The organism is Pseudomonas sp. SA233 (genome assembly GCF_054792385.1).
On the sequence record NZ_CP096449.1, the window covers coordinates 5,500,466 to 5,523,137 of the forward strand.

Consider the following 22,672-nt stretch of genomic DNA (forward strand, 5'->3'; position numbering starts at 1 on the left):
CGTTTTTGTTCGAGATCGGTGTCGCCTGCTTCGCGGGCTTGCCCGCTCCCACAGGGACCGCGCCGGCCTCAGTCCGGTGAAGATCCTGTGGGAGCGGGTTCACCCGCGAAGAGGCCAGTACAGGTTTACAAGGGCTTCTCGAAAATCTTCGAATTACGCTGGTAGTTGTACAGCGAAGCCCGCGCCGCTGGCAGTCGCTCGACCCCACTCGGAGCAAACCCGCGTTCGCGGAACCAGTGCGCGGTACGCGTCGTCAGCACGAACAGGGTGTTCAGCCCCAACTGTCGCGCCCGGCTTTCGATGCGCTCCAGCAGCTCGTCGCCACGCCCGCCATGGCGGTACTCGGGGTTCACCGCCAGGCACGCCAGCTCGCCGGCATCGGAGTCGGCAATCGGGTACAACGCCGCACAGGCGATGATCATGCCTTCGCGCTCGACCACGCTGAACTGCTCGATCTCCCGCTCCAGCACCTCACGCGAACGGCGCACCAGGATGCCCTGCTCTTCCAGCGGGCTGATCAGCTCCAGTAAACCGCCCACGTCCTCGATGGTCGCCTCGCGTACCACTTCGAACTGCTCCTGCGACACCAGTGTGCCGCCACCGCCACGGGTGAACAGCTCGGTCAGCAAGGCGCCGTCCTCGGCATAGCTGACGATATGGCTGCGCGCCACGCCGCCTTTGCAGGCTTCGGCCGCGGCATCCAGCAATTCGCCTTGGTAATCGCTGCCCAGGCGCTGCAGATGCGGGGCAACCTGCTGCGGGCGCAGCTCACGCACCAGCTTGCCATCGGCATCCAGCAGGCCCGGCTCGGCACCGAACAGCAGCAGCTTGTCGGCACCCAGTTCGATGGCGGCGCGGGTGGCCACGTCTTCGCAGGCCAGGTTGAAGATTTCACCCGTGGGCGAATAGCCCAGCGGTGACAACAGCACGATGGAGCGCTCGTCGAGCAGGCGGCTGATGCCCTTGCGGTCGACCCGGCGCACTTCGCCGGTGTGGTGGTAGTCCACGCCTTCGAGCACGCCGATCGGCCGCGCCGTGACCAGGTTGCCGGACGCCACGCGCAGGCGCGAGCCCTGCATCGGCGAAGCGGCGATGTCCATCGACAGGCGTGCCTCGATGGCCAGGCGCAGGGCGCCGACGGCATCGATCACGCAATCCAGGGTGGCGGCATCGGTGATGCGCAGGCCACGGTGGTAGTGCGGGGTCAGGCCGCGATCAGCCAGGCGGCTTTCGATCTGCGGGGCGCGAGCCATGCACCAGCACCAGGCGCACGCCCAGGCTGTGCAGCAGCACCAGGTCGTGGACGATGTTGCCGAAATTAGGGTGTTCCACCCCATCGCCAGGGAGCATGACCACGAAGGTGCAGTCGCGATGGGCATTGATATACGGGGAGGCATGACGCAGCCAGTTGACGTAGTCGGGCATGACAGGGCCTGTGGATAAGTGGACGGAGAACGGCGGTACAGGGGGCGTTCAGGATCATCGTCGGAACAGGCTTGCGGTCACGCGCGGTCTCCTCTAGGCAGGAACGAAACAGTTCGGTTGACGTTTAGTCCAGGCAATAGTGCCGGATCAGGTCACGCAATAGACGCACGGTAGGCTCGATTCGTGACATTTCCAGGTATTCGCCGGGCTGGTGAGCACAGGCGATGTCGCCGGGGCCCAGCACGATGGTCTGGCAACCCAGTTGCTGAAGATAAGGCGCTTCGGTGCCGAACGCCACCGCTTCGGCGCGATGGCCGGTCAGGCGCTCCGCCACTTGCACCAACTCGGCGTCGGCTGCCTGCTCGAAAGGCGGCACCTCCGGGAACAACGGCGCATAGTCGATGCGCACCTCAAAGCGCTCTGCCACCGGCATCAGCTTGGCGCGAATGGCCGCGCGCAGTTGCTCCACATCCATGCCTGGCAGCGGGCGCAGGTCAAACTCCAGGGCACATTGGCCGCAGATACGGTTGGGGTTGTCGCCGCCGTGGATGCAGCCGAAGTTCATGGTCGGGGTCGGTACGGTGAACTGCGGGTTGCGGTAGGTCTGCTGCCATTGCTGGCGCAACCCCATCAGCTCGCCCATCACTGCGTGCATGGCCTCCATGGCGCTGCGGCCCAGGCTTGGGTCCGAGGAGTGGCCGCTGCGCCCGAGGATGTCGATGCGGTCCATGAGGATGCCCTTGTGCATGCGGATCGGCCGCAGCCCGGTGGGCTCGCCGATCACCGCCGCACGGCCGAGCGGCTGGCCGGCCTCGGCCAGGGCGCGGGCACCGGACATGGAGCTTTCTTCGTCACAGGTGGCGAGGATCAGCAGCGGCTGCTTGAAATCGTGCTCCAGCAGCGGGATGACAGCCTCGATGACCAGGGCGAAGAAGCCCTTCATGTCGCAGCTGCCCAGGCCGACCCAGCGGCCATCGGTTTCGGTCAGTTTCAGCGGGTCGCTGGCCCACAGTTGTTCGTCGTAGGGCACCGTGTCGCTGTGCCCCGCCAGCACCAGGCCACCCGGGCCGGTGCCACGGCTGGCCAGCAGGTTGAACTTGCCGGGGCTGACCTGCTGGATGTCGCACTTGAAACCCAGGTCGCCCAACCAACCGGCCAGCAGGTCGATGACCTGGCGATTGGACTGGTCCAGCGCAGGCTGGGTGCAACTGACCGAGGGCGCGGCGATCAGGGCGGCGAACTGGTCTTTCAGCGTCGGCAACGGCATGCGCGTACTCCTCGGAAGCGTTGCCCATCATAGCAATGCCGTCCAACCGTGTGGGCTTCTTCGCGGGTAAACCCGCTCCCACAGGGAAAGCGCCGCACCTGAGGGCAGCACAGGACCTGTGGGAGCGGGTTCACCCGCGAAGAAGCCTCCACGATCCAACAGACGAGAGCCGACTCCTGTAGACTGCTGGGCAACCACGCCCCTCCTTCGAGCCTGTGATGCACAAAGAAACCGAACTCAAGCTCCGCGCCAGCCGCGAGACCCTTGCCGCCCTGCGCGAGCACCCTCTGCTGAAAAAGCGCAACAAGTCCGGCTGGCAGACCCGCGAACTGCTCAACCAGTACTTCGACACCCCCGAGCGCGAGCTCTCTGCTGCCCGTGTCGCCCTGCGCCTGCGCCGCGATGGCGAGGCCATCATCCAGACCCTCAAGTGCCGCGGCACCAGTGTGGCCGGTCTATCCGAGCGCAACGAGCATGAATGGCAGCTGGACAAGGTCAAGCTCGACCTGAAGAAGCTCGACGACAGCTGCTGGCCCGCGCAACTGGCCAACCTGGACAAAAAGACCATCAAGCCGCTGTTCACCACCGACTTCAGCCGTGAATACGCCGAAATCGCCTGGGGCCGTGGCAAGAGCAAGGTGGTGATCGAGGCCGCGCTGGACCAGGGTTTCGTGATCGCCGGCAAGCGCAAGGAAGAAATCTGCGAGCTGGAACTGGAACTGCGTGAAGGTGAGCCGCAGGCACTGCTGGAACTGGCCGCCGAGCTGGCCGCCAGCCTGCCGCTGATGCCATGTGACATCAGCAAGGCCGAGCGTGGCTACCGCCTGTTGGAGCCGGACAGCTACGAGCTGGGCCTGCCGCACACCGAGCTGGAAGCCGAAATGGCCGTGGACGACGCCTACGCCGCACTGGCCTGGCAACTGCTGGGCAGCAGCCAGCGCCTGGCCGAGCAATACCGCCACAACGGCCATTGGCGCTTGCTGCAGGACTGGGTCGAGTGCCTGAGCGAGCTGCGTGCCATTACCGCCAGCCTGGGCCAGGCCGCGCCACGCGCCACCACCCGTGACCTGCGCAGCAGCCTGGACGCCTTGCTCGAAGACTGGCGCCCGCTGGTGCAGGCCGGCAACGAAGACGAAGATATCCGCCGCGCCGCCCCCGAACAGTTCGCCGAAGAGCTGGAGGACGTGCGCTGGGGCCAGTTCTCGCTGGAAACCTCGCGCTGGCTGCTGGCCCGTGCCTGGACCGTGGAGCGCAAAGGCCGTGGCGAGCGCCAGGGCAAGGCGCAGCTGGCAAGCTGGCTGGCGCACCTGCTGGGCGAAGAAGGCCGAGCGTTGAAGCTGCCGCTGTACACCCAGCGGCCGGAAGACCTGGCCGAGCAACTGCCGCGTATCGAGCAGCTGCTGGCCTGGCTGCACCATGCTCGTCAGGTGCTGGAGGCGCCCCAGATGGACCGCCTGTATGGCGACCTGAAGAAGCTGCATGAGCTGGCTGAGCAGCCGATCAGCGATGAAGTACTGGAAGCGCGTATCGAGCAGGCTCGGGCGGTGGATCAGAGCCGCGGCTGGAAGCACCTGCTCAAGGCTTGATACCGCGTCGCCTGCTTCGCAGCACAAGGCTGCTCCTACAGGGCACCGATATCCCCTGTAGGAGCAGCCTTGTGCTGCGAAGACCTCACCGCGACAGTGGCAAGCTGGTGGTGGACTTGATCTCCGACAGCGCCACGATCGAGTTCACCTCCTGAATCCCCGGCACGTTCGACAGCTTTTCGAAGAAGAACCGTTCATAAGCCTCGATATCCGGGGTGACGATGCGCAACAGAAAGTCCACCGACCCCATCAGCACATAACACTCCAGCACCTCCGGAAACCCGCGGATCGCGTCGGTGAACTCTGTGAAGTTGGAGCGCCCGTGGGCGTTCAGTTTCACCTCGGCGAAAATCTGCGTGTTCAGGCCGACCTTCTTGCGGTCCAGCAAGGTCACCTGCCCACGAATCACTCCCTCCTCCTTCAACCGTTGGATACGCCGCCAGCACGGCGATTGCGACAGCCCCACGCGTTCGGCGATCTGCGCGCTGGACAGCGAAGCGTCCTCCTGCAACAGTTCGAGGATACGGCGGTCGTAGGCGTCCAGCTCGCTCTGCATCAATAATTCTCCTGAACAGCACTTTATGAATAGGGCAATTCGCCAATACAGCGAAATGATCAAATCATAGCGAAAAATTACCGCCGCCAACGTGCAAGAATTTCTCCCACATTTGCGGAGACCAGCATGAACGCACAGCCCCGTACCGACGCCTGGGCCGCCAACAGCGCCCACAGCACCGTGCACTATCGCCTGCAGGCCGAGGCCGAGCCTGACAGCCTGTGCCGGGTGCTCAACCTGTTTGCCCTGCAGTTCCTGACCCCGCACAGCGTGCAGGTCAGCCAGCAGGATGACTGGCTGGATATCGAGGTCCGCATCGGTGGCCTGAGCTGGCACCGGGCCGAGGTGATTGCGCAGAAACTGCGCAACCTGGTGTGTGTGGGCGAGGTGAGCCTGAGCAACCTGCAGCGGGTGGAACTGGCGGTGGTCTGAGCCATGCTCGGTGCTTGTGCCGGCCTCTTCGCGGGTAAACCCGCTCCCACAGGTACTGCACAACATTCAAGTTTGTGCGGTCCTGTGGGAGCGGGTTTACCCGCGAAGAGGCCGGCACAAGCCAAGCAAAATTTCGAAACCTTTCACCCTCGGTAACCCTCCCTCGCCCGGCTAGCCTTGATCAGCACTCCCCTATCAGGCACGGACGCCAACCATGCACACTCCCGACAACCCGGCACTCGACCTCAAGCGCGTGCTCCAGGTCCTGCTCGCCGACCAGCACCTGCACGCCAACGACACCCTGCAGGTACTCGAGCACGCCGCCACTCACCCCACCGCCCACCCGCTGGAACAGATCGCCGCCTGCGCCCTGGGAGACCGCCGGCACCCTGGCCAGTCCCTGGACCTGGACCGCCTCTGCCAATGGCTGGCCAACAAGGTCGGCCAGCCCTACCTGCGCATCGACCCGCTGCAACTGGACCTGCCCCAGGTCACCGGCCTGATATCCCCGGCCTTCGCCCAGCGCCACGGCATCCTTATCGTCGCCGCCGACGCCTCCAGCGTCACCGTCGCCAGCGCCCAGCCCTACCAGGACGACTGGCTGGCCGACCTCACTCGCAGCCTGGGCCGGCCGATCCGGCGCGTGCTGGCCAACCCGCAGCAGGTCCGCCAGGCAGGGCAGTCGTTCCACCGCCTGGCCCAATCGGTAAAGGGCGCGCAACACCAGCAGTCAGCCAGCCTGGGCGAACTCGAACAGCTGCTGGAGCTGGGCAAGCGCCAGGCCGAGGCCAGTGCGGACGACGCGCACATCGTGCATATCGTCGACTGGCTGCTGCAGTACGCCATCGAGCAACGCGCCAGTGATATCCACCTGGAACCACGCCGCGAACTGGGCCAGCTGCGCTACCGCATCGACGGCCTGCTGCACAACGTCTATGCCTTCCCTGCCGGCGTGACCTTGGCGCTGGTCAGCCGCCTGAAACACCTGGGGCGCATGGACGTCGCGGAAAAGCGCCGGCCGCAGGATGGCCGGCTGCAAAGCCGCCTGCCTGGCGGCGGCGAGGTGGAACTGCGGCTGTCGACCTTGCCGACGCCGTTCGGCGAGAAACTGGTGCTGCGCCTGTTCGACCCGCAACAGTTGCAAGAAGGCTTCGACCGGCTCGGCCTGGACGGGGCGCAACTGGACCAGTGGCAAGGCCTGCTGCGTCATCGTCAGGGCATCATCCTGGTTACCGGCCCCACCGGGTCCGGCAAGACCAGCACGCTTTACGCCAGCCTCAAGCTGCTGGCCACGCCGCAGGTCAACCTGTGCACCATCGAAGACCCGATCGAGCGCCTGGAACCCGCCTTCAATCAGTTGCAGGTGCAACCCGCCCTGGACCTGGGATTCGCCAATGGTGTGCGGGCCATGCTGCGCCAGGACCCGGACATCATCATGATCGGCGAAATCCGTGATCGCGAGACCGCCCTGGTGGCGGTGCAGGCAGCCCTGACCGGGCACCTGGTGCTGTCGACCCTGCATACCAACGACGCCTGTGGCGCGATCACCCGCCTGCAGGAACTGGGTGTGGCCGACTACCTGATCAAGGCGACGCTGGTGGGGGTCATGGCCCAGCGGCTGGTGCGCACACTGTGCGCGGATTGCCGGGGTGATACAGCGCTGCGCGAAGGGCAGCCATGCCGTACCTGTCGTGGCACGGGGTTCCATGGCCGCACAGGGTTGTTCGAGCTGCTGATACCCAGCGACAGCCTGCGCGCCCTGATAGGCCCGGACAGCGATCTGGCCAGTTTGCGGCGCCAGGCCGTGGCCGATGGCTTGCTCGATCTGCGCCGCTGCGGCGATGCCAAGGTAGCCTGCGGGCAGACCCGCCAAGAGGAAGTGCTACGGGCCTGTTCCTGAGCAAAAATCCTTTGTATTCAAGGAACTTGCACCCCTGCGGCAGGATCAAATCGCGCATCTTCAACCCTCACCCTTCGAGGTGTTTCAACATGCGTTTCAAAACCGCCATCGCTGCCGCTGCCTTGCTTTCGCTGCCTATCGGCTCGGCCATGGCCGATACCTTCTGGCGTAACGTGATGACTACTGGTGCTACCACGGCATCGAGCTACCTGACTTCCGGGGATCACAAGCTGGTGATGGCGGCGCAGGATGACGCCGGCAGCTTCGTGGCCAGCGAAGGCGCGATCCGTGGGCCGTTCCTCGAAGCGGCGATTCGCCAGGCCCGCGCGGAGAACCCAGGGATGCAGGCTTCCGACATGGAACTGGCCAAGGCCATCCTGGCCAAGAATGCGGTAGCCGAGTAACCGCGTCGCCTGCTTCGCGGGTGAACCCGCTCCCACAGGTACTGCACAGTATTCGAAACTTGTACAAGCCCTGTAGGAGCGGGTTTACCCGCGAAGGGGCGGGCACAGGCAAACCACAATTAGCGATACGCCTCCACCGGCACACAAGCACAGAACAGATTCCTGTCCCCATAAACGTTGTCGACCCGGTTCACCGCTGGCCAGTACTTGTGCTGGCGCACGTGAGCACTGGGCGCCACCGCCTGCTCCAGGCTGTAAGGCCTGTCCCACACCGTCAGCACATCGGCCAGGGTATGCGGCGCATGCTTGAGCGGGTTGTTCTCCGCAGGCCAGTTGCCCTCCTGAACTTCGCCAATTTCCGCCCTAATCGCCAGCATCGCCTCGACGAAGCGGTCCAGTTCAGCCTTCGATTCACTCTCGGTCGGCTCGACCATCAGCGTGCCCGGCACCGGGAACGACATGGTCGGGGCATGGAAGCCATAGTCCATCAGGCGCTTGGCCACGTCCTCTTCGCTGATGCCGGTCAGCGCCTTCAGCGGCCGCAGGTCGAGGATGCACTCATGCGCCACCCGCTGGTTGCGCCCGCGGTAGAGCACCGGGAAAGCACCACCCAGCTGGCTGGCCAGGTAATTGGCCGAGAGGATCGCCACCTCGCTGGCATCGGCCAGTTGCGGGCCCATCATCGCTATGTACATCCAGCTGATCGGCAAAATGCTCGCACTGCCCCAGGGCGCAGCACTGACCGCGCTGTTGTTCGGGTCCAGGCCGGGTACCGGCACCACCGGATGGCTGGCAACGAACGGCTTGAGGTGCGCGCGAATGCCGATCGGGCCCATGCCCGGGCCGCCACCACCGTGGGGGATGCAGAAGGTCTTGTGCAGGTTCATGTGTGAAACGTCGGCGCCGATATCCGCCGGACGCGCCAGGCCCACCTGGGCATTGAGGTTGGCGCCATCCATGTACACCTGGCCACCATGCTGGTGGACCACTTCGCAGATTTCGCGAATCCCCTCCTCGTACACGCCGTGGGTCGATGGGTAAGTGATCATCAGGCACGACAACCGATCGCCGGCCGAGTGGGCCTTGGCCTTGAGGTCGGCCAGGTCGACGTTGCCATCGTCATCGCAATCGACGATCACCACCTCCATGCCGGCCATTTGCGCCGATGCCGGGTTGGTGCCGTGGGCCGACGACGGGATCAGGCACAGCGTGCGTTGCGGCTGGTGGCGGCTGCGATGATAGCGGGTAATGGCCATCAGGCCGGCATACTCGCCCTGGGCGCCGGAGTTGGGCTGCATGCAGATGGCATCGAAGCCGGTAATGGCGCACAGCCAGCTTTCCAGTTCGTCGATCATCGCCTTGTAGCCGGTGGCCTGGGCCGCCGGGGCAAACGGGTGCAGCTGGGCAAAGCCAGGCCAGGTGATGGGGATCATCTCGCTGGTAGCGTTGAGCTTCATGGTGCACGAGCCCAGCGGGATCATCGACTGGTTCAGCGCCAGGTCCTTGTTCTCGAGTTGCTTGAGGTAGCGCAGCATCTCGGTTTCGCTGTGGTGCAGGTTGAACACCGGGTGGGCGAGAAACGGCGTGCGCCGCACCAGGCTGGCAGGGATGCCTTCGGGCAGGGCCAGCTGGTCGAGTGCGGCTATATCCAGGCCGTGATCCACCCCCAGGAAGATATCGAACAGGCGCAGCACCGTCTGCTCCGAGCAGGTCTCGTCCAGGCTCACGCCCAGATGCCCGCGGCCAAGGATTCGCAGGTTGATCTGGGCGGCCTCGGCGCTTTCGATGATGGCCGCCTGGGCACCGCCGACGTCCAGGGTAAGGGTGTCAAAGAAGTGCTGGTTGAGGCGTTTGATGCCCTTGGCCTCAAGGCCGGCGGCCAGGATGAAGGTCAGCCGGTGCACGCGCTGGGCAATGCGCTGCAGGCCTTCGGGGCCATGGTATACCGCATAGAAGCCGGCAATGTTGGCCAGCAGCACCTGGGCCGTGCAGATGTTGGAGTTGGCCTTCTCGCGGCGGATATGCTGCTCGCGGGTCTGCAGGGCCATGCGCAACGCGGTGTTGCCACGGGCATCGCGCGACACGCCGATGATGCGCCCCGGCATGGCTCGCTTGTAGTCATCGCGGCAGGCGAAATAGGCCGCGTGGGGGCCGCCATAGCCCATCGGTACGCCAAAGCGCTGGGTCGAGCCCAGCACCACATCGGCACCCAGCTCCCCAGGCGGTGCCAGCACCACCAGGCTGAGCAGGTCGGCGGCAACGCAGGCCAGGGCATGCTGGCTGTGCAAATGGTCGATCAGCGGGCGCAGGTCGCGCACCTCGCCGTGGGTATCCGGGTACTGCAGCAAGGCCCCGAAAACCGCGTGTTTGCCTAGGTTATCCACAGAGTCGACGATCAGCTCGAAGCCGAAGCCCTCGGCACGGGTCTTGAGTACCGACAGGGTTTGCGGGTGACAGTGCTCGTCGGCGAAGAAGGCATTGCTCTTGTTGCGCGCCACCCGCTTGGCCAGGGCCATTGCCTCGGCGGCGGCGGTGGCTTCGTCGAGCAGCGAGGCATTGGCCAGGGCCAGCCCGGTGAGGTCGATGACCATCTGCTGGAAGTTCAGCAGCGCCTCCAGCCGGCCTTGGGCAATCTCGGGCTGATAGGGCGTGTAGGCGGTGTACCAGCCCGGGTTCTCCAGCACGTTGCGCAGGATGACCGTGGGGGTGATGGTGCCGTGGTAGCCCATGCCGATCAGGCTGGTCCAGACCTGGTTCTGCCCGGCGTAACCGGCGAGCTTGGCCAGAGCGGCCTGTTCGTCCAGTGCCGGCGGCAGGTCGAGGGGGCGATTGAGGCGGATGTCTGGCGGTACGGTCTGCTCGATCAGCTCACTGCGGCTGGCGACACCCAGCGCGTTGAGCATGGCCTGCTGCTCCGTGGCATCCGGGCCCAGGTGGCGACGCAGGAATGGGTTGAGCTCTTGCAGTTGATGCAGGGATGGCGACTGGGACATGACGACGCTCTCTTCCTGGAACAGCTCTCATGGAGACTTACAAGTCTAGGAAGGGATTGCCGATTCTGCGGGGAAAGTTGCTCGCAGGCCCGGCCTCTTCGCGGCTAAAGCCGCTCCCACAGGGACCGCACAGGTATCAGACGCTGTGCAGTCCCTGTGGGAGCGGCTTTAGCCGCGAAGAAGGCGACGCGGTCTTACTCGCCGATCGCGGCCTTGTAGCCCGCAGCATCCAGCAGCTTGTCCAGCTCGGCCGGGTTGCTTGGCTTCAGCTTGAAAATCCACGAATCGTAAGGTTCTTCGTTGAGCAGCTCAGGGCTGTCAGCCAGCTCTTCGTTGACCGCAATCACTTCGCCACCGACCGGGGCGTAGATGTCCGAAGCGGCCTTGACCGACTCGACCACACCGGCCGCATCGCCAGCGGCGAATACCTTGCCGACTTCGGCCAACTCGACGAACACCACGTCACCCAGGGCTTGCTGGGCGTGGTCGCTGATACCCACGGTCACGGTGCCGTCGGCTTCCAGGCGAGCCCACTCGTGGCTTTCGGCAAAACGCAGGTCGGCGGGGATATTGCTCATGTCTTGAATTCCTCGATTGGCTCAGCGGTAGGCCCGCCGGTTAAAAATTGTTCAGATCAGGATCTTGCCGTGGCGCACGAAGGTCGGCTTGACCACCCGCACCGGGTACCACTTGCCGCGAATTTCCACCTCGGCCCGGTCGCCGGTCGCCATGGGCACGCGCGCAAGGGCAATGGACTTGCTCAGCGTAGGCGAGAAACTACCACTGGTGATCTCCCCTTCGCCAATCCCGGCTACACGCACCACCTGGTGGGCACGCAGCACGCCGCGCTCTTCCAGCACCAGACCGACCAGTTTTTCCTGCACGCCGTGCTCGATTTCCGCCAGCAGCCCGGCGCGGCCGATGAAGTCGCGCTCGGCCGGCTCCCAGGCGATGCTCCAGCCCAGGTTGGAGGTAAGCGGGGTGTGGGTTTCGTCGATGTCCTGGCCGTACAGGTTCATGCCGGCTTCCAGGCGCAGGGTATCGCGGGCACCAAGGCCGCTGGGGGCGATACCGGCACCGACCAGGTCGTTGAAGAAGGCCACGGCCTGCTCGCCGGGGAGGATGATCTCCAGGCCGTCTTCACCGGTATAACCGGTGCGGGCAATGAACCAGTCGCCTTCGGCAAAGCCTTCGAAAGGACGCAGTTCGCGGATCAGCGCCGCACGCGAGGGGCTGAGCAGGGCTGCAACCTTTTCTCGAGCATGCGGGCCCTGGATGGCAAGGATGGCCAGGTCTGGACGGGGCAGGAAGTTCACGGCGAAACCGGCCCGCTGCTGCTCTAGCCATTCGAGCACTTTGGCTCGGGTGGCGGCATTGGTGACCAGGCGGTAGCCGTTTTCCATGCGGTAGACGAGCAAGTCGTCGATTACCCCACCCTGCTCGTGGAGCAGCGGGCTGTACAGTGCCTTGCCGACGTCGTCGAGGCGGGCCACGTCGTTGGCCAGCAAACGCTGCAGCCAAACGCAGGCATCGTTGCCATCGACGTCGATCACGGTCATGTGGGAAACATCGAACACCCCGCAATCGCTGCGCACCTGATGGTGCTCCTCGACCTGCGAGCCATAGTGCAGGGGCATGTCCCAGCCACCGAAATCGACCGTCTTGGCGCCAAGCGCCAGGTGCAGGTCATACAAAAGCGTGCGCTGTCCCATGGGTTTCTCCTTCCGGGCGTGGCGAAGCGGCGGCGGTCGATGACGTCGGGTCGTCAGCTCTTCTTGTGTAGGACCCGCCGCGCGAATGCCGCGCATTGTAGCCGCAAGGGCGCGGGCTGGCACCCTCAGTGACTGTGACCGGGTCGACGTGCCGAACGGCGGATCAGGCCGATGACCGGCAGCAGGCCCACCAGCACCAGGGTCAGTGCCGGCAACGATGCACGCGCCCACTCGCCCTCGCTGGTCATCTCGAACACCCTTACCGCCAAGGTGTCCCAGCCGAACGGGCGCATCAGCAAGGTGGCCGGCATTTCCTTGAGCACGTCGACGAACACCAGCAGGGCGGCGCTGAGCGCGCCAGGCACCAGCAGCGGCAGATACACCTTGAAAAACAAACCCGCGCCACCGACGCCCAGGCTGCGGGATGCCTCGGGCAGTGACGGGCGGATACGCTCCAGGCTGCTCTCCAGCGGCCCGTAGGCCACCGCGATGAAGCGCACCAGGTAGGCCAGCAGCAACGCCGCCAGGCTGCCCAGCAGCAGCGGCTTGCCGGCACCGCCCAGCCAGCTGGACAGCGGGATGACCAGGTGGTTGTCGAGGTAACTGAAGGCCAGCATGATCGACACCGCCAGCACCGAGCCGGGCAAGGCATAGCCCAGGTTGGCCAGGCCTACCCCGGCGCGGATACCGCCCGTCGGCGCCTGGCGCCGGGCAAAGGCCAGCAGCAATGCCACGCACACCGTGACCAGCGCCGCCATGCCGCCCAGGTACAGGGTGTGCAACACCAGGCCGACATAGCGCTCGTCCAGGTCATGCCGGCCGCGCTGCCAGAACCACGCCAGCAGTTGCAGCAGCGGGATGACGAAGGCGCAGGCGAACACCAGCAAGCACCAACCGCTGGCCAGCAACGCCTTGAACCCGCGCAGGTGGTACAGCGCCTGCCCGCGCGGCCGCTCGTTGCCGCTGCGGCTGGCCCCCCTGGCACGGCGCTCGCCATACAGCACCAGCATCACCGCCAGCAGCAGCAGGCTGGCCAGCTGGGCCGCGCTGGACAGGCTGAAGAAGCCGTACCAGGTCTTGTAGATGGCCGTGGTGAAGGTGTCGAAGTTGAACACCGCCACCGCGCCGAAGTCGGCCAGGGTTTCCATCAGGGCCAGGGCAATACCGGCGCCGATCGCGGGCCGTGCCATGGGCAGGGCCACACGCCAGAACGCTTGCAACGGGGACAGCCCCAGCACCCGCGCGGCTTCCATCAGGCCCTTGCCCTGGGCCAGGAATGCGCTGCGCGCCAGCAGGTAGACATAGGGGTAGAACACCAGCACCAGAACGACGATCACCCCGCCGGTGGAGCGAACCCGCGGCAGGCGCATCGGCCCGAACACCTCGCGCAGGGCACTCTGCACCGGGCCGGCGAAGTCCAGCAGGCCGACGAAGACGAACGCCAGTACATAGGCCGGGATGGCGAACGGTAGCATCAGCGCCCAGTCCAGCCAGCGCCGGCCAGGGAACTCGCAGAGGCTGGTCAGCCAGGCCAGGCTGACGCCCAGCACGGTGACGCCGATGCCCACACCCACCACCAGCGTCAGGGTATTGCCCAGCAGGCGAGTCATCTGGGTGTCGAGCAGGTGCGACCAGATCTGCAGGTCGATCGACTGCCAGGACAGCAGCAGGACGCTCAGGGGCAGGAGCACCAGGGCGGCGACCAGGGTGACCGGGAGGTACCAGCGGCGTTGGGGGGCGTGGGGCAAGTTGAATGTCTCTGTGGCTGATTTGCGACCGCTATGCGGTCGTTCGCGGGCACGCCCGCTCCCACAGAGATCGAGTAAACCTGTGGGAGCGGGCATGCCCGCGAAGAGGCCCTGAAAGGCCCCGGAAGGATAAAGCCTGGCGCTTAGTTCCAGCCAGCCCGATCCATCAAACGAATCGCTTCAGCCTGGCGCTTGCCAGCGATTTCCACCGGAATGCTGTCAGCCTTGAAGCTGCCCCACGCTGCCACTTCTTCCGATGGCTTGACCTTCGGGTTGGCCGGGAACTCCTGGTTGATGTCGGCGAACAGCTTCTGCGCCTCTTCACCAGTCATCCATTCAACCAGCTTCTTCGCTGCCTCCGGGTGTGGCGCATGCTTGGTCAGGCCGATGCCCGACAGGTTCACATGCACGCCACGGTCACCCTGGTTGGGCCAGAAGATTTTCACCGGCAGTTTCGGGTTCTGGTTGTGCAGGCGGCCGTAGTAATAGGTGTTGACCACGCCCACGTCGCACTGGCCGGCCTCGATGGCCTGGATCACTGCGTTGTCGTCGGAGAACACGTCGGTGGACAGGTTGTTGACCCAGCCTTTGACGATCTGCTCGGTCTTCGCCTCGCCGTGGGTTTCGATCAGGGTGGCGGTCAGCGACTGGTTGTATACCTTCTTCGCCGTGCGCAGGCACAGGCGGCCTTCCCACTGCTTGTCGGCCAGGGCTTCGTAGGTGCTCAGCTCTTGCGGCTTGACCCGCTCGGTGGAGTAGATGATGGTGCGCGCGCGCAGGCTCAGGCCGGTCCAGTCGTGGGACGAGGCGCGGTACTGCGACGGGATGTTCTGGTCGATGATGTCTGACTTGATCGGCTGCAGGATGCCCATCTGCTCAGCCTGCCACAGGTTGCCGGCATCGACGGTCAGCAGCAGATCGGCCACGCCGTTTTCGCCCTCGGCCTTGATGCGCTGCATCAGCGGGGCTTCCTTGTCGGTGATGAACTTGATCTTGACCCCAGTCTTGGCGGTATAGGCATCGAACACCGGCTTGATCAGCTCGTCGATGCGCGAGGAGTACACCACCACTTCGTCCGCTGCCTGGGCGGTGCCGCCGAACAGGGTCAAGGCCAGGGCGGCCAGTAGGGGCTTGCGTGGCAACATGGAAAGCACTCCTCGGATCGTATGAGAGGCGCAAATGGTAGTGAATCCCATTTTCCGACTCATCTACCTAGCCGTTACCGGATGTTGCAGAACTTGCTTCGTCTGTGTAGGAGCAGCCTTCTGCTGCGAAAGGGCCGGCAGCCCAATCTGAATGATTGGCTGGCTTCCCGGGCCTCTTCGCAGCACAAGGCTGCTCCTACAGCTCATCGTGCAAGACCTTCAGGCTTTGGCCAGATCCGGCAGGTCACCGCTCAAACCCAGCGCCTGCCGCACGAACATCGCCTTGGCCTCCGGCATCTGCTCCACCAGCTTCAACCCGCTGTTACGCAACCAGCGCAACGGCAACGGGTTGGCCTGGAACAACCGCTCGAACCCTTCCATCGCCGCCATCAGCGCCAGGTTGTGCGGCATGCGCCGTCGCTCGTAACGGCTCAGTACCTTCACATCCGCCAGCCGCTCGCCACGCTCGCAGGCGTTGACCAGCACCTCGGCCAGCACTGCAGCATCGAGGAAGCCCAGGTTGACGCCCTGCCCGGCCAGCGGGTGAATGGTGTGCGCGGCATCGCCGATCAATGCCAGGCCTTCATCCACATAGCGCTTGGCGTGGCGCTGGCGCAGCGGCACGCACACCCGAGGGTCGGCCTGCAGTACATCACCCAGGCGCCCCTCGAAAGCCCGCTCAAGGGCCTTCAGGAACGCAGCTTCATCCAGCGCCATCAACTGCTCGGCATGCTCCGGCGTGGTCGACCACACGATCGAGCACCAGTCCTGCTGGCCGTCGCGGGTCAGCGGCAGGAACGCCAATGGTCCTTCGTCGGTAAAGCGCTGCCAGGCCGTGGCCTGGTGCCCGGCGCTGCAACGCACGCTGGTGACAATGGCGTGGTGCAGGTAATCCCACTCGCGGGTTTCGCAGCCGGCCAGGCGCCGCACTGCCGAGTTGGCACCGTCGGCCGCGATCACCAGCGGCGCACGCAGCTGGCGGCCATCGGCGAGGGTCAGCAGCCACTCGTCGCCGGAGCGGCGCAGCTGCTCGAGCCGCGCATTGGGCAGCAGGCCGATATCGCTGTCATGCAGGCGCTCCAGCAGGCCATCCTGCACCACCCGGTTCTCGACGATGTGGCCGAGCACCTGGGCATGCACGCTGGCAGCCGAGAAGTGAATCTGCCCGGTGCCGCTGCCATCCCACACATGCATGTCCGAGTATGGCGTGGCACGCCGCCGGGCAATGCCATCCCAGGCGCCAAGGCGCTCGAGGATGCGCTGGCTGGCTGCCGACAGCGCGCTGACACGCGGCTCGAACGGGGCCTGGGCATCGAACGGCTTGACCGTCAGCGGGCCGCCGTCGAGCAAGAGGATTTGCAAGCCACTGTGGCGCAACGCCAGGGCCAGGGCGCTGCCGACCATACCGGCACCGACAATCAACAGATCTGCGCGCATTTCCATGCCTTACGCCAGCCTCGCTTGCGGCTTGAGCCGCACATATAGGGTTTTATCGACCCGCGCCACCAGCTCGCCGGCGCCGTCGCGGATATCGACCTGCAAACGCGGCAGGCACTTCTTGCCGGTGGCAGTCTGCTGGCGAATTTCGTCCAGCAGCGCGTCATCGACGTGGAGTTCGGCATACACCGGGCCTTTGCCCGGCGAAATGAAATCGATGCTGGCGGCCTTGTCCCAGACGATGTAGTCACGCCCCAGCTGCTCGATCAACAGCAGCATGTAGAACGGGTCGACCATGCCGTACAGGCTGCCGCCGCACTGGGTGCCGACGTAGTTGCGGTTCCAGCGGGTCAGCTTCATCGCCACCTTGACGCTGCGCAGGTCCGGGCTGATGTGCTGTACGCGGATACCAGCGCCGAGGTGCGGCGGGAACAGGTTCAGCCGCCAGCGCAACAGGCACGCCCGGCGCGCCAGCCTGCGCGTGTTGTCACTCATGCCTGACCTCGCGGATCGGGGCGGGTGCCCAGGCCCATGGCCTGGCGGGCGAACCAGCTTTTGGCCGGTGGCAGCAGGTCGAGCCCGAGCAGGCCAAGGTTGCGGCCGGCGGCCAGCAATGGCTGGCTGCTGCCGAACAGACGGGTGACCTGGTCGGAAAAGCCGATGGTCATGGCTTGGTCCACGCGCTGGCGCTGGTGGTAGGCCCGCAATGTTGTCAGGTCGCCAGGCTGCTGCGGGCCGGCCAGCAGCGCCTCGGCAAGCGCCTGCACGTCACGCAGCGACAGATTGAAGCCTTGGCCGGCAATAGGGTGCAGGCTGTGCGCGGCGTTACCCAGCACCACCAGATGCGGCCGCACCTGCTCCTGGGCCTCGATCAGCGACAGTGGGTAGAGGTGCCGCGCGCCGACCTGGCGCAAGGCGCCCAGGCGATAGCCGAACACGCCCTGCAGTTCACGCAGGAAATTGCGCTCGTCGATGTCGGCCAGACGCCGCGCGTCCATGCCCTGGCGGGTCCAGACCAGCGCGCAGCGGTTATCCGGCAGCGGCAGCAGGGCCATGGGGCCTTCTTCGGTGAAACGTTCGAAGGCCTGGCCGCCGTGGGCCTCGCCCGGGGTTATGTTGGCGATCAGCGCGCTCTGTTGGTAGGGCGTGTGGCGCACGTGGATACCCAGTTGTTCGCGCAGGCCGGAACGGCCACCGTCGGCCAGTACAGCCAGGTCGCACTCCAACTGGGTGTCATCGTTCAGCTGCAGGCGGTAACCACCTTCGATGGCCTGCATCGCAGTCACTTCCGCCGGGCAGCGCCAGCTCACCACCTCGCTGTCCAGCCCTTGCCAAAGGCACTGGCCCAGCCAGGCGTTTTCCACCACGTAGCCAAGCGCCGGCACACCCTCTTCCCGGGCATCCAGGCGGGTGGCACCGAAACGGCCGCGGTCGGATACGTGAATCTGCCGGATTGGCTCGGCGCGATGGCCGATGGCCTGCCACAGGCCCAGATGCTGGTAGATCTGCTGGGTACCGAACGACAGTGCCGACGAACGCGCGTCGTAGCTGGGCTGGAAGCTGTCACCGGGGGCGAACGGCTCGATCAGCAGGATCTTCCAACCTCGCGCCTTGGCCCCCGCCTGCAGGGCCAGGGCCAGGCTCGCGCCCACAAGGCCGCCACCGATGATCGCCAGGTTTACCCGATTCATGCCGCGTCCTTGCGGGCGGCCTGCATCAGCGCCTCGATCTCGGCGACCGTGCGCGGCACGCCCGAAGTCAGGATTTCACAGCCTTGCCTGGTCACTACCACGTCGTCCTCTATCCTTACACCAATGCCGCGCCATTTCTTGGCCACGGCCTGATTGTCGGCGCCTATGTAGATGCCCGGCTCGACGGTCAGTGCCATGCCGGGTTCGAGCACCCGCCACTCGCCGCCCACCTTGTACTCGCCCACATCGTGCACATCCATGCCCAGCCAGTGCCCGGCGCGGTGCATGTAGAAGGCACGATAGGCCTCGCTGTCGATCAGCGCCTGTACCTCGCCCGTCAGCAGGCCCAGTTCCACCAGGCCCTCGGTGATGACCCGCACGGTCGCCTCATGGGCGTGGTTCCAGTGCTTGCCGGGGGCAATTTCGGCAAACGCCGCGGCCTGGGCCTTGAGCACCAGCTCGTAGATGGCCTTCTGCTCCGGCGAAAAGCGCCCGCTGACCGGGAAGGTGCGAGTGATGTCACTGGCGTAGCAGTCGATCTCGCAGCCGGCGTCGATCAGCACCAGGTCGCCATCCTTGAGCGGGGCGTCGTTCTGCTGATAGTGCAGGATGCAGCCATTGCGCCCGGCCGCGACGATCGAGCCGTAGGCCGGCATCTTCGCCCCGCCCTTGCGGAATTCGTAGTCCAGCTCGGCTTCCAGGCTGTATTCGTGCAACCCGGCCCGGCAGGCCTGCATGGCTCGCACGTGGGCCCGCGCCGAGATGTCTGCGGCAGCGCGCATCACCTTCACTTCCGCTGCCGATTTATACAGACGCATGTCGTGCAGCAGATGATCCAGCGCAACGAACTCGTTCGGCGGCTGGGCACCCAGGCGGGCCTTGGAGCGGATCACGTTGATCCAGTCCATCAGCCGGCGATCGAACTCGGGGTTGCTGCCCATGGCGCTGTACACCCGCTCACGGCCTTCGATCAGGCCCGGCAGGATCTCGTCGATGTCGGTGATGGGGAAGGCATCGTCGGCGCCAAAATCGCGCACCGCACCTTCCTGGCCGGCACGCAGGCCGTCCCACAGCTCGCGCTCGGGGTTGCGTTCACGGCAGAACAGCACGTATTCGCCATGCTCGCGACCGGGAATCAGCGCAATCACCGCTTCCGGCTCGGGGAAACCACTGAGGTACTGGAAGTCGCTGTCCTGGCGGTAAACGTGCTCGACGTCGCGGTTACGGATGGCAACCGCGGCGGCGGGCAGGATGGCGATGCTGTTGGGGACCATCTGCGCCATCAGCGCCTTGCGCCGACGGGCATACTCGGCCTTGGGAATGTGGCTCATGGGCAGACTACCCCTGGTTGATCAGTGCAGCGATGGCTTGGGTGCAGGGGCGGCCGGCTTGGCCAGCTCGGAGAACAGCAGCAACGGCGCCACACGCAGGTATTCCATGACTTCCATGTAATCGCTCTCGCCATCCTCGGACTCCTCGAGGGCTTCCTGGACCTGGGAAATGGCCACCAGGTCCTGCAGCACTTCCTTGGCCTCGTCGGACAGGTCCTTGCCACCGGCATTCAGGCCGAAACCGGTGATGAAGCCCTGGCACCACTGGCCCAGCGCGGTGGCGCGATCGCTCAGGGCGGCGTCGTCGGAAGGCAGCAGCAGGACGATCGCCATGTCGTCGCTGGTCAGTTCGCCCTTGACCATTTCCTGCAGGCCGACCAGGGCGTTGCGCACAGTGTCACCGGGCTCGGTTTCCAGTAGCTGGGCGGCATCGGCCAGCCAGCCGTCGGCGTCGAAGCCGGCACCGGCGCAGCTGCGGCCGATCAGCAGGCCGTGCAGTTCGGCCGGGGTTACAGGATGGCCATTGCTGGACAGCAGCATGGCGAAGGCGATGTAGGGCGATTGGGTATTGGGCATGGGCAGCTAGGCGCCAGACGGCGCAATGACTAGAATGGAGACCTTGTATCCTAGCACCGGCAGGCGCGCCAAGACCATCGGCACTGGCCGTCGCCGCCCAGGGAGAGGCATCATCGCCAGGTGACTCAACGACGGAGCGAATCGAGTGCAACCCACGCAAGAGAACGACCTGCAGGCACTGATGAGCCGATTCGAGTTGCTGATCGAACGTGTCGAGCAACTAAAACGGCAAAATGCACTCCTAGTAGCTCAGGAAAAGTCCTGGCGCGAAGAGCGCGCCCACCTCATCGAAAAGAACGAGATCGCCAAGCGCAAGGTCGAGTCGATGATTTTACGCCTCAAGGCTCTGGAGCAAGACTCATGAGTTCAAGCAATAGCGTCACCGTGCAGATCCTCGACAAGGAATATTCGATCATCTGCCCGCCGGAAGAGCGCAACAACCTGGTCAGTGCCGCGCGCTACCTGGACGGCAAGATGCGCGAAATCCGCAGCAGCGGCAAGGTGATCGGCGCCGACCGCATCGCGGTCATGGCAGCGTTGAACATCACCCACGAAATGCTGCACCGCCAGGAAGACCGCAACGATGCCCCGGCAGGCGGCACCACCCGCGAACAGGTGCGCGACCTGCTGGAACGGGTCGACCAGGCACTGTCCGACGACGCGGATACCAAAATCGGCTGAGATTGGTATACTGGCGCCACTCCCTGGGGGATGCGCCAGTCGGTTATGTCCCTGAGCCGATACGCACAACCACGGGGGTTGCACGCTGGGGCCGGTGTGCATGTCCGCCCGACGGAAAGCCTTAACGCCCCCTGCAATCTCCACCTTGAACTTTCGGGTTCAAGGGCTACACCGATAGCGGTCTTATCGGGGAGCCTGAATTCTCTTGCCCGCCCCTTCCGGCGGGCAATTCGTTTTGGCCGACCACGTCGGCCAGCACCTGGGATCGCCCGTGCCATGACCGACACCGCGCAGCTCACCCGCCCCCAGCTCCGTCGCCTGCTCCGCAATGCCCGCCGCGCCCTTACCCCTGCCCAGCAACGCCAGGCCGCCCTTGGCCTGTATCGCCAGCTGGCGCAGCACCCGCTGTTCCGACGCGCCCGGCACATTGCCCTGTACCTGCCCAACGACGGCGAGATCGATCCTTACCTGCTGCTGCGCGAAGCCCAGCGCCGCGGCAAGCGCACCTACCTGCCGGTGCTGCACGCCTGGCCGCGCACGCGCATGGTGTTCCAGCGCTTCGAGCAGGGCGAGAAGCTCAAGCCCAACCGCTTTCGCATTCCCGAGCCGGTCACCGAGCGCAAGCGCCAGCGCCCGATCTGGTCGCTGGACCTGATCCTGCTACCGCTGGTCGGTTTCGACGAAGTGGGCGGTCGCCTGGGAATGGGCGGTGGTTTCTATGATCGCAGCCTGGCCTACCAGGCACGTCGCCAGACCTGGAAAAAACCATTGCTGTTGGGGCTGGCACATGAATGCCAGAAGGTCGAGCGGCTGGCTCAGGCCAGTTGGGATGTACCGCTGCAGGGGACGGTCTCGGACCGTGGCTGGTACCTGGCGCCGCGTTGAGCGGCGCCAGCGGGGGCATCAACGTTGCGGCTGGCTGGCGTCGACCGGCATCTGATAGGCGTTGTCCAGCTTGCGCTCCCAGAACCCTTGCGCATAACCGGTAGTGACCACACCCAGGCCGAAAATGAACACCAAGACCCACAACAGATCCGGCTTGTTACGTTGATTCATCGAAGATTGCCCCCCAGGCAAACTGTTCAGGCTCGGCAATTTTCTGGGTATTGCCGGAGCATCGCGCTTTAAACGGGGCGCATTTTCCGACAACCTGCGTCTGCACGCAAACCTTGACGCCAACCGGCTGTCGGTTTCGTCCAACAGGTTATTTCAAACCTTTTCAGGAGCAGCACCCATGGCCTACTGGCTGATGAAATCCGAGCCCGACGAGCTCTCCATCGAAGCCCTCGGCCGGCTCGGCGAAGCGCGCTGGGACGGCGTGCGCAACTATCAGGCACGCAATTTCCTGCGGGCCATGAGCGTTGGCGACGAGTTCTTCTTCTACCACTCCAGCTGTCCGCAGCCGGGCATCGCCGGCATTGCCAGGATCACCCGCGCAGCCTACCCGGACCCAACCGCGCTGGACCCGCAGAGCCCCTACTACGATGCCAAGGCCACGGCCGACAAGAACCCTTGGAGCGCGGTCGATGTGGCCCATGTGCAAACCCTGCCACGGGTGCTGGAGCTAGGCTGGCTGAAACAGCAGACAGGCCTGGCCGAACTGCCGCTGGTGCAGAAGGGCAGCCGCCTGTCGGTGATGCCGGTGACGCCAGAGCAATGGGCGGTGATTGTCGCTTTGCGTTGAAACTGCGGCTAAGGTCAGTCTTTGCGCAGTTACTCGGTAATGTGGGAGCGGCCTTGCGTCGCGAAAGGGCTGCGAAGCAGCCCCATAGATTTGTGCAGGGGCGC

Annotated in this window: 21 protein-coding genes, 1 other RNA gene and 1 pseudogene; 9 read left to right on the forward strand and 14 right to left on the reverse strand. The window is 65.0% G+C overall.

Annotated features, from left to right (window positions below):
* Nucleotides 1-125 precede the first annotated feature (125 nt).
* Together argA and argE are read right to left on the reverse strand one after the other, a co-directional pair.
* Nucleotides 126-1,425, reverse strand: a pseudogene (gene argA / locus M1D87_RS25200) (amino-acid N-acetyltransferase).
* A 124-nt stretch (nucleotides 1,426-1,549) separates the two neighbouring features.
* Nucleotides 1,550-2,692, reverse strand: coding sequence for an acetylornithine deacetylase (argE, locus tag M1D87_RS25205; protein ID WP_013974711.1), 1,143 nt, complete (start codon nucleotides 2,690-2,692; stop codon nucleotides 1,550-1,552).
* A gap of 218 nt (nucleotides 2,693-2,910) precedes the next feature.
* On the opposite strand from argE, the gene M1D87_RS25210 reads away from it, so the two are divergent.
* The gene (locus M1D87_RS25210; protein WP_003259352.1) at nucleotides 2,911-4,278 is read left to right on the forward strand and encodes a CYTH domain-containing protein; all 1,368 of its coding nucleotides are present in this window, start codon (nucleotides 2,911-2,913) and stop codon (nucleotides 4,276-4,278) included.
* A gap of 85 nt (nucleotides 4,279-4,363) precedes the next feature.
* Here M1D87_RS25210 and M1D87_RS25215 read toward each other — a convergent pair whose 3' ends face one another.
* Nucleotides 4,364-4,834, reverse strand: a complete 471-nt coding sequence (locus tag M1D87_RS25215) for an Lrp/AsnC family transcriptional regulator (protein ID WP_123083967.1) — start codon at nucleotides 4,832-4,834, stop codon at nucleotides 4,364-4,366.
* A 126-nt stretch (nucleotides 4,835-4,960) separates the two neighbouring features.
* Between M1D87_RS25215 and M1D87_RS25220 the strand changes: the two genes are divergently transcribed.
* The 3 genes from M1D87_RS25220 (at nucleotide 4,961) to M1D87_RS25230 (ending at nucleotide 7,570) form a co-directional block, all read left to right on the forward strand.
* On the forward strand, nucleotides 4,961-5,266 hold the full coding sequence (locus M1D87_RS25220) for a hypothetical protein (protein ID WP_421091509.1): 306 nt from the start codon (nucleotides 4,961-4,963) through the stop codon (nucleotides 5,264-5,266).
* A 214-nt stretch (nucleotides 5,267-5,480) separates the two neighbouring features.
* Nucleotides 5,481-7,166 (forward strand): GspE/PulE family protein, encoded by a 1,686-nt coding sequence (locus tag M1D87_RS25225; RefSeq protein WP_123083968.1) that lies wholly within the window; start codon nucleotides 5,481-5,483, stop codon nucleotides 7,164-7,166.
* Nucleotides 7,167-7,255: 89 nt separating this feature from the next.
* Nucleotides 7,256-7,570 carry a DUF2388 domain-containing protein gene (locus M1D87_RS25230; protein ID WP_123083969.1) on the forward strand — a complete coding sequence of 105 codons (315 nt, stop codon included), beginning with the start codon at nucleotides 7,256-7,258 and terminating at the stop codon, nucleotides 7,568-7,570.
* A gap of 119 nt (nucleotides 7,571-7,689) precedes the next feature.
* Here M1D87_RS25230 and gcvP read toward each other — a convergent pair whose 3' ends face one another.
* The 10 genes from gcvP to M1D87_RS25280 form a co-directional block, all read right to left on the reverse strand.
* Complete coding sequence (gene gcvP / locus M1D87_RS25235) at nucleotides 7,690-10,563, reverse strand: aminomethyl-transferring glycine dehydrogenase (RefSeq protein ID WP_102083254.1); 2,874 nt, start codon at nucleotides 10,561-10,563, stop codon at nucleotides 7,690-7,692.
* Between the two features lie 194 nt (nucleotides 10,564-10,757).
* Nucleotides 10,758-11,141 (reverse strand): glycine cleavage system protein GcvH, encoded by a 384-nt coding sequence (gene gcvH, locus M1D87_RS25240; protein WP_039612287.1) that lies wholly within the window; start codon nucleotides 11,139-11,141, stop codon nucleotides 10,758-10,760.
* Between the two features lie 51 nt (nucleotides 11,142-11,192).
* A complete protein-coding gene (gene gcvT, locus M1D87_RS25245) occupies nucleotides 11,193-12,275 on the reverse strand; it encodes a glycine cleavage system aminomethyltransferase GcvT (RefSeq protein WP_123083970.1) in 1,083 nt (360 codons plus the stop codon).
* A gap of 125 nt (nucleotides 12,276-12,400) precedes the next feature.
* Entirely contained in the window at nucleotides 12,401-14,023 is a 1,623-nt protein-coding gene (locus tag M1D87_RS25250; RefSeq protein WP_123083971.1) for an ABC transporter permease, read from the reverse strand.
* A gap of 143 nt (nucleotides 14,024-14,166) precedes the next feature.
* Nucleotides 14,167-15,168: an extracellular solute-binding protein gene (locus M1D87_RS25255; RefSeq protein WP_013974718.1), complete on the reverse strand. Its 1,002-nt coding sequence runs from the start codon at nucleotides 15,166-15,168 to the stop codon at nucleotides 14,167-14,169.
* Between the two features lie 219 nt (nucleotides 15,169-15,387).
* Nucleotides 15,388-16,605: a 2-octaprenyl-3-methyl-6-methoxy-1,4-benzoquinol hydroxylase gene (locus tag M1D87_RS25260; RefSeq protein ID WP_183596529.1), complete on the reverse strand. Its 1,218-nt coding sequence runs from the start codon at nucleotides 16,603-16,605 to the stop codon at nucleotides 15,388-15,390.
* 9 nt (nucleotides 16,606-16,614) lie between these two features.
* A complete protein-coding gene (locus M1D87_RS25265) occupies nucleotides 16,615-17,100 on the reverse strand; it encodes a DUF4442 domain-containing protein (protein ID WP_013974720.1) in 486 nt (161 codons plus the stop codon).
* Entirely contained in the window at nucleotides 17,097-18,296 is a 1,200-nt protein-coding gene (gene ubiH, locus M1D87_RS25270) for a 2-octaprenyl-6-methoxyphenyl hydroxylase (RefSeq protein ID WP_123083973.1), read from the reverse strand. The genes M1D87_RS25265 and ubiH overlap by 4 nt, the downstream gene beginning before the upstream one ends.
* Nucleotides 18,293-19,627, reverse strand: a complete 1,335-nt coding sequence (gene pepP, locus M1D87_RS25275; protein WP_025341052.1) for a Xaa-Pro aminopeptidase — start codon at nucleotides 19,625-19,627, stop codon at nucleotides 18,293-18,295. Before pepP ends, ubiH begins: the two co-directional genes overlap by 4 nt.
* A 21-nt stretch (nucleotides 19,628-19,648) precedes the next feature.
* Entirely contained in the window at nucleotides 19,649-20,203 is a 555-nt protein-coding gene (locus tag M1D87_RS25280) for a YecA/YgfB family protein (protein ID WP_003259367.1), read from the reverse strand.
* Nucleotides 20,204-20,384: 181 nt separating this feature from the next.
* Here M1D87_RS25280 and M1D87_RS25285 point away from each other — a divergent pair, with 181 nt between their 5' ends.
* The 4 genes from M1D87_RS25285 to M1D87_RS25300 all read left to right on the forward strand — a co-directional run bounded on the left by M1D87_RS25285 (nucleotide 20,385) and on the right by M1D87_RS25300 (nucleotide 21,769).
* The gene (locus M1D87_RS25285) at nucleotides 20,385-20,567 is read left to right on the forward strand and encodes a TIGR02449 family protein (protein WP_029886233.1); all 183 of its coding nucleotides are present in this window, start codon (nucleotides 20,385-20,387) and stop codon (nucleotides 20,565-20,567) included.
* Nucleotides 20,564-20,884 (forward strand): cell division protein ZapA, encoded by a 321-nt coding sequence (locus M1D87_RS25290; protein WP_003259368.1) that lies wholly within the window; start codon nucleotides 20,564-20,566, stop codon nucleotides 20,882-20,884. Before M1D87_RS25285 ends, M1D87_RS25290 begins: the two co-directional genes overlap by 4 nt.
* A gap of 17 nt (nucleotides 20,885-20,901) precedes the next feature.
* A non-coding RNA gene (gene ssrS / locus M1D87_RS25295) (6S RNA) lies at nucleotides 20,902-21,081 on the forward strand.
* 79 nt (nucleotides 21,082-21,160) lie between these two features.
* Nucleotides 21,161-21,769: a 5-formyltetrahydrofolate cyclo-ligase gene (locus M1D87_RS25300; protein WP_003259369.1), complete on the forward strand. Its 609-nt coding sequence runs from the start codon at nucleotides 21,161-21,163 to the stop codon at nucleotides 21,767-21,769.
* Between the two features lie 18 nt (nucleotides 21,770-21,787).
* Here M1D87_RS25300 and M1D87_RS25305 read toward each other — a convergent pair whose 3' ends face one another.
* Nucleotides 21,788-21,940: a hypothetical protein gene (locus tag M1D87_RS25305; RefSeq protein ID WP_170033651.1), complete on the reverse strand. Its 153-nt coding sequence runs from the start codon at nucleotides 21,938-21,940 to the stop codon at nucleotides 21,788-21,790.
* A 178-nt stretch (nucleotides 21,941-22,118) separates the two neighbouring features.
* Here M1D87_RS25305 and M1D87_RS25310 point away from each other — a divergent pair, with 178 nt between their 5' ends.
* The gene (locus M1D87_RS25310; protein WP_039612292.1) at nucleotides 22,119-22,568 is read left to right on the forward strand and encodes an EVE domain-containing protein; all 450 of its coding nucleotides are present in this window, start codon (nucleotides 22,119-22,121) and stop codon (nucleotides 22,566-22,568) included.
* The last annotated feature ends 104 nt before the right edge of the window (nucleotides 22,569-22,672 follow it).

Coding starts and splice junctions, on each gene's coding strand:
- M1D87_RS25230 (WP_123083969.1), top strand. CDS start 7,256: ATGCGTTTCAAAACCGCCATCGCTGCCGCTGCCTTGCTTTCGCTGCCT.
- M1D87_RS25220 (WP_421091509.1), top strand. CDS start 4,961: ATGAACGCACAGCCCCGTACCGACGCCTGGGCCGCCAACAGCGCCCAC.
- M1D87_RS25255 (WP_013974718.1), bottom strand. CDS start 15,168: ATGTTGCCACGCAAGCCCCTACTGGCCGCCCTGGCCTTGACCCTGTTC.
- M1D87_RS25260 (WP_183596529.1), bottom strand. CDS start 16,605: ATGCGCGCAGATCTGTTGATTGTCGGTGCCGGTATGGTCGGCAGCGCC.
- argE (WP_013974711.1), bottom strand. CDS start 2,692: ATGCCGTTGCCGACGCTGAAAGACCAGTTCGCCGCCCTGATCGCCGCG.
- M1D87_RS25285 (WP_029886233.1), top strand. CDS start 20,385: ATGAGCCGATTCGAGTTGCTGATCGAACGTGTCGAGCAACTAAAACGG.
- M1D87_RS25305 (WP_170033651.1), bottom strand. CDS start 21,940: ATGAATCAACGTAACAAGCCGGATCTGTTGTGGGTCTTGGTGTTCATT.
- M1D87_RS25310 (WP_039612292.1), top strand. CDS start 22,119: ATGGCCTACTGGCTGATGAAATCCGAGCCCGACGAGCTCTCCATCGAA.
- M1D87_RS25215 (WP_123083967.1), bottom strand. CDS start 4,834: ATGCAGAGCGAGCTGGACGCCTACGACCGCCGTATCCTCGAACTGTTG.
- M1D87_RS25290 (WP_003259368.1), top strand. CDS start 20,564: ATGAGTTCAAGCAATAGCGTCACCGTGCAGATCCTCGACAAGGAATAT.
- pepP (WP_025341052.1), bottom strand. CDS start 19,627: ATGAGCCACATTCCCAAGGCCGAGTATGCCCGTCGGCGCAAGGCGCTG.
- M1D87_RS25280 (WP_003259367.1), bottom strand. CDS start 20,203: ATGCCCAATACCCAATCGCCCTACATCGCCTTCGCCATGCTGCTGTCC.
- M1D87_RS25210 (WP_003259352.1), top strand. CDS start 2,911: ATGCACAAAGAAACCGAACTCAAGCTCCGCGCCAGCCGCGAGACCCTT.
- M1D87_RS25300 (WP_003259369.1), top strand. CDS start 21,161: ATGACCGACACCGCGCAGCTCACCCGCCCCCAGCTCCGTCGCCTGCTC.
- gcvP (WP_102083254.1), bottom strand. CDS start 10,563: ATGTCCCAGTCGCCATCCCTGCATCAACTGCAAGAGCTCAACCCATTC.
- gcvH (WP_039612287.1), bottom strand. CDS start 11,141: ATGAGCAATATCCCCGCCGACCTGCGTTTTGCCGAAAGCCACGAGTGG.
- M1D87_RS25265 (WP_013974720.1), bottom strand. CDS start 17,100: ATGAGTGACAACACGCGCAGGCTGGCGCGCCGGGCGTGCCTGTTGCGC.
- ubiH (WP_123083973.1), bottom strand. CDS start 18,296: ATGAATCGGGTAAACCTGGCGATCATCGGTGGCGGCCTTGTGGGCGCG.
- gcvT (WP_123083970.1), bottom strand. CDS start 12,275: ATGGGACAGCGCACGCTTTTGTATGACCTGCACCTGGCGCTTGGCGCC.
- M1D87_RS25225 (WP_123083968.1), top strand. CDS start 5,481: ATGCACACTCCCGACAACCCGGCACTCGACCTCAAGCGCGTGCTCCAG.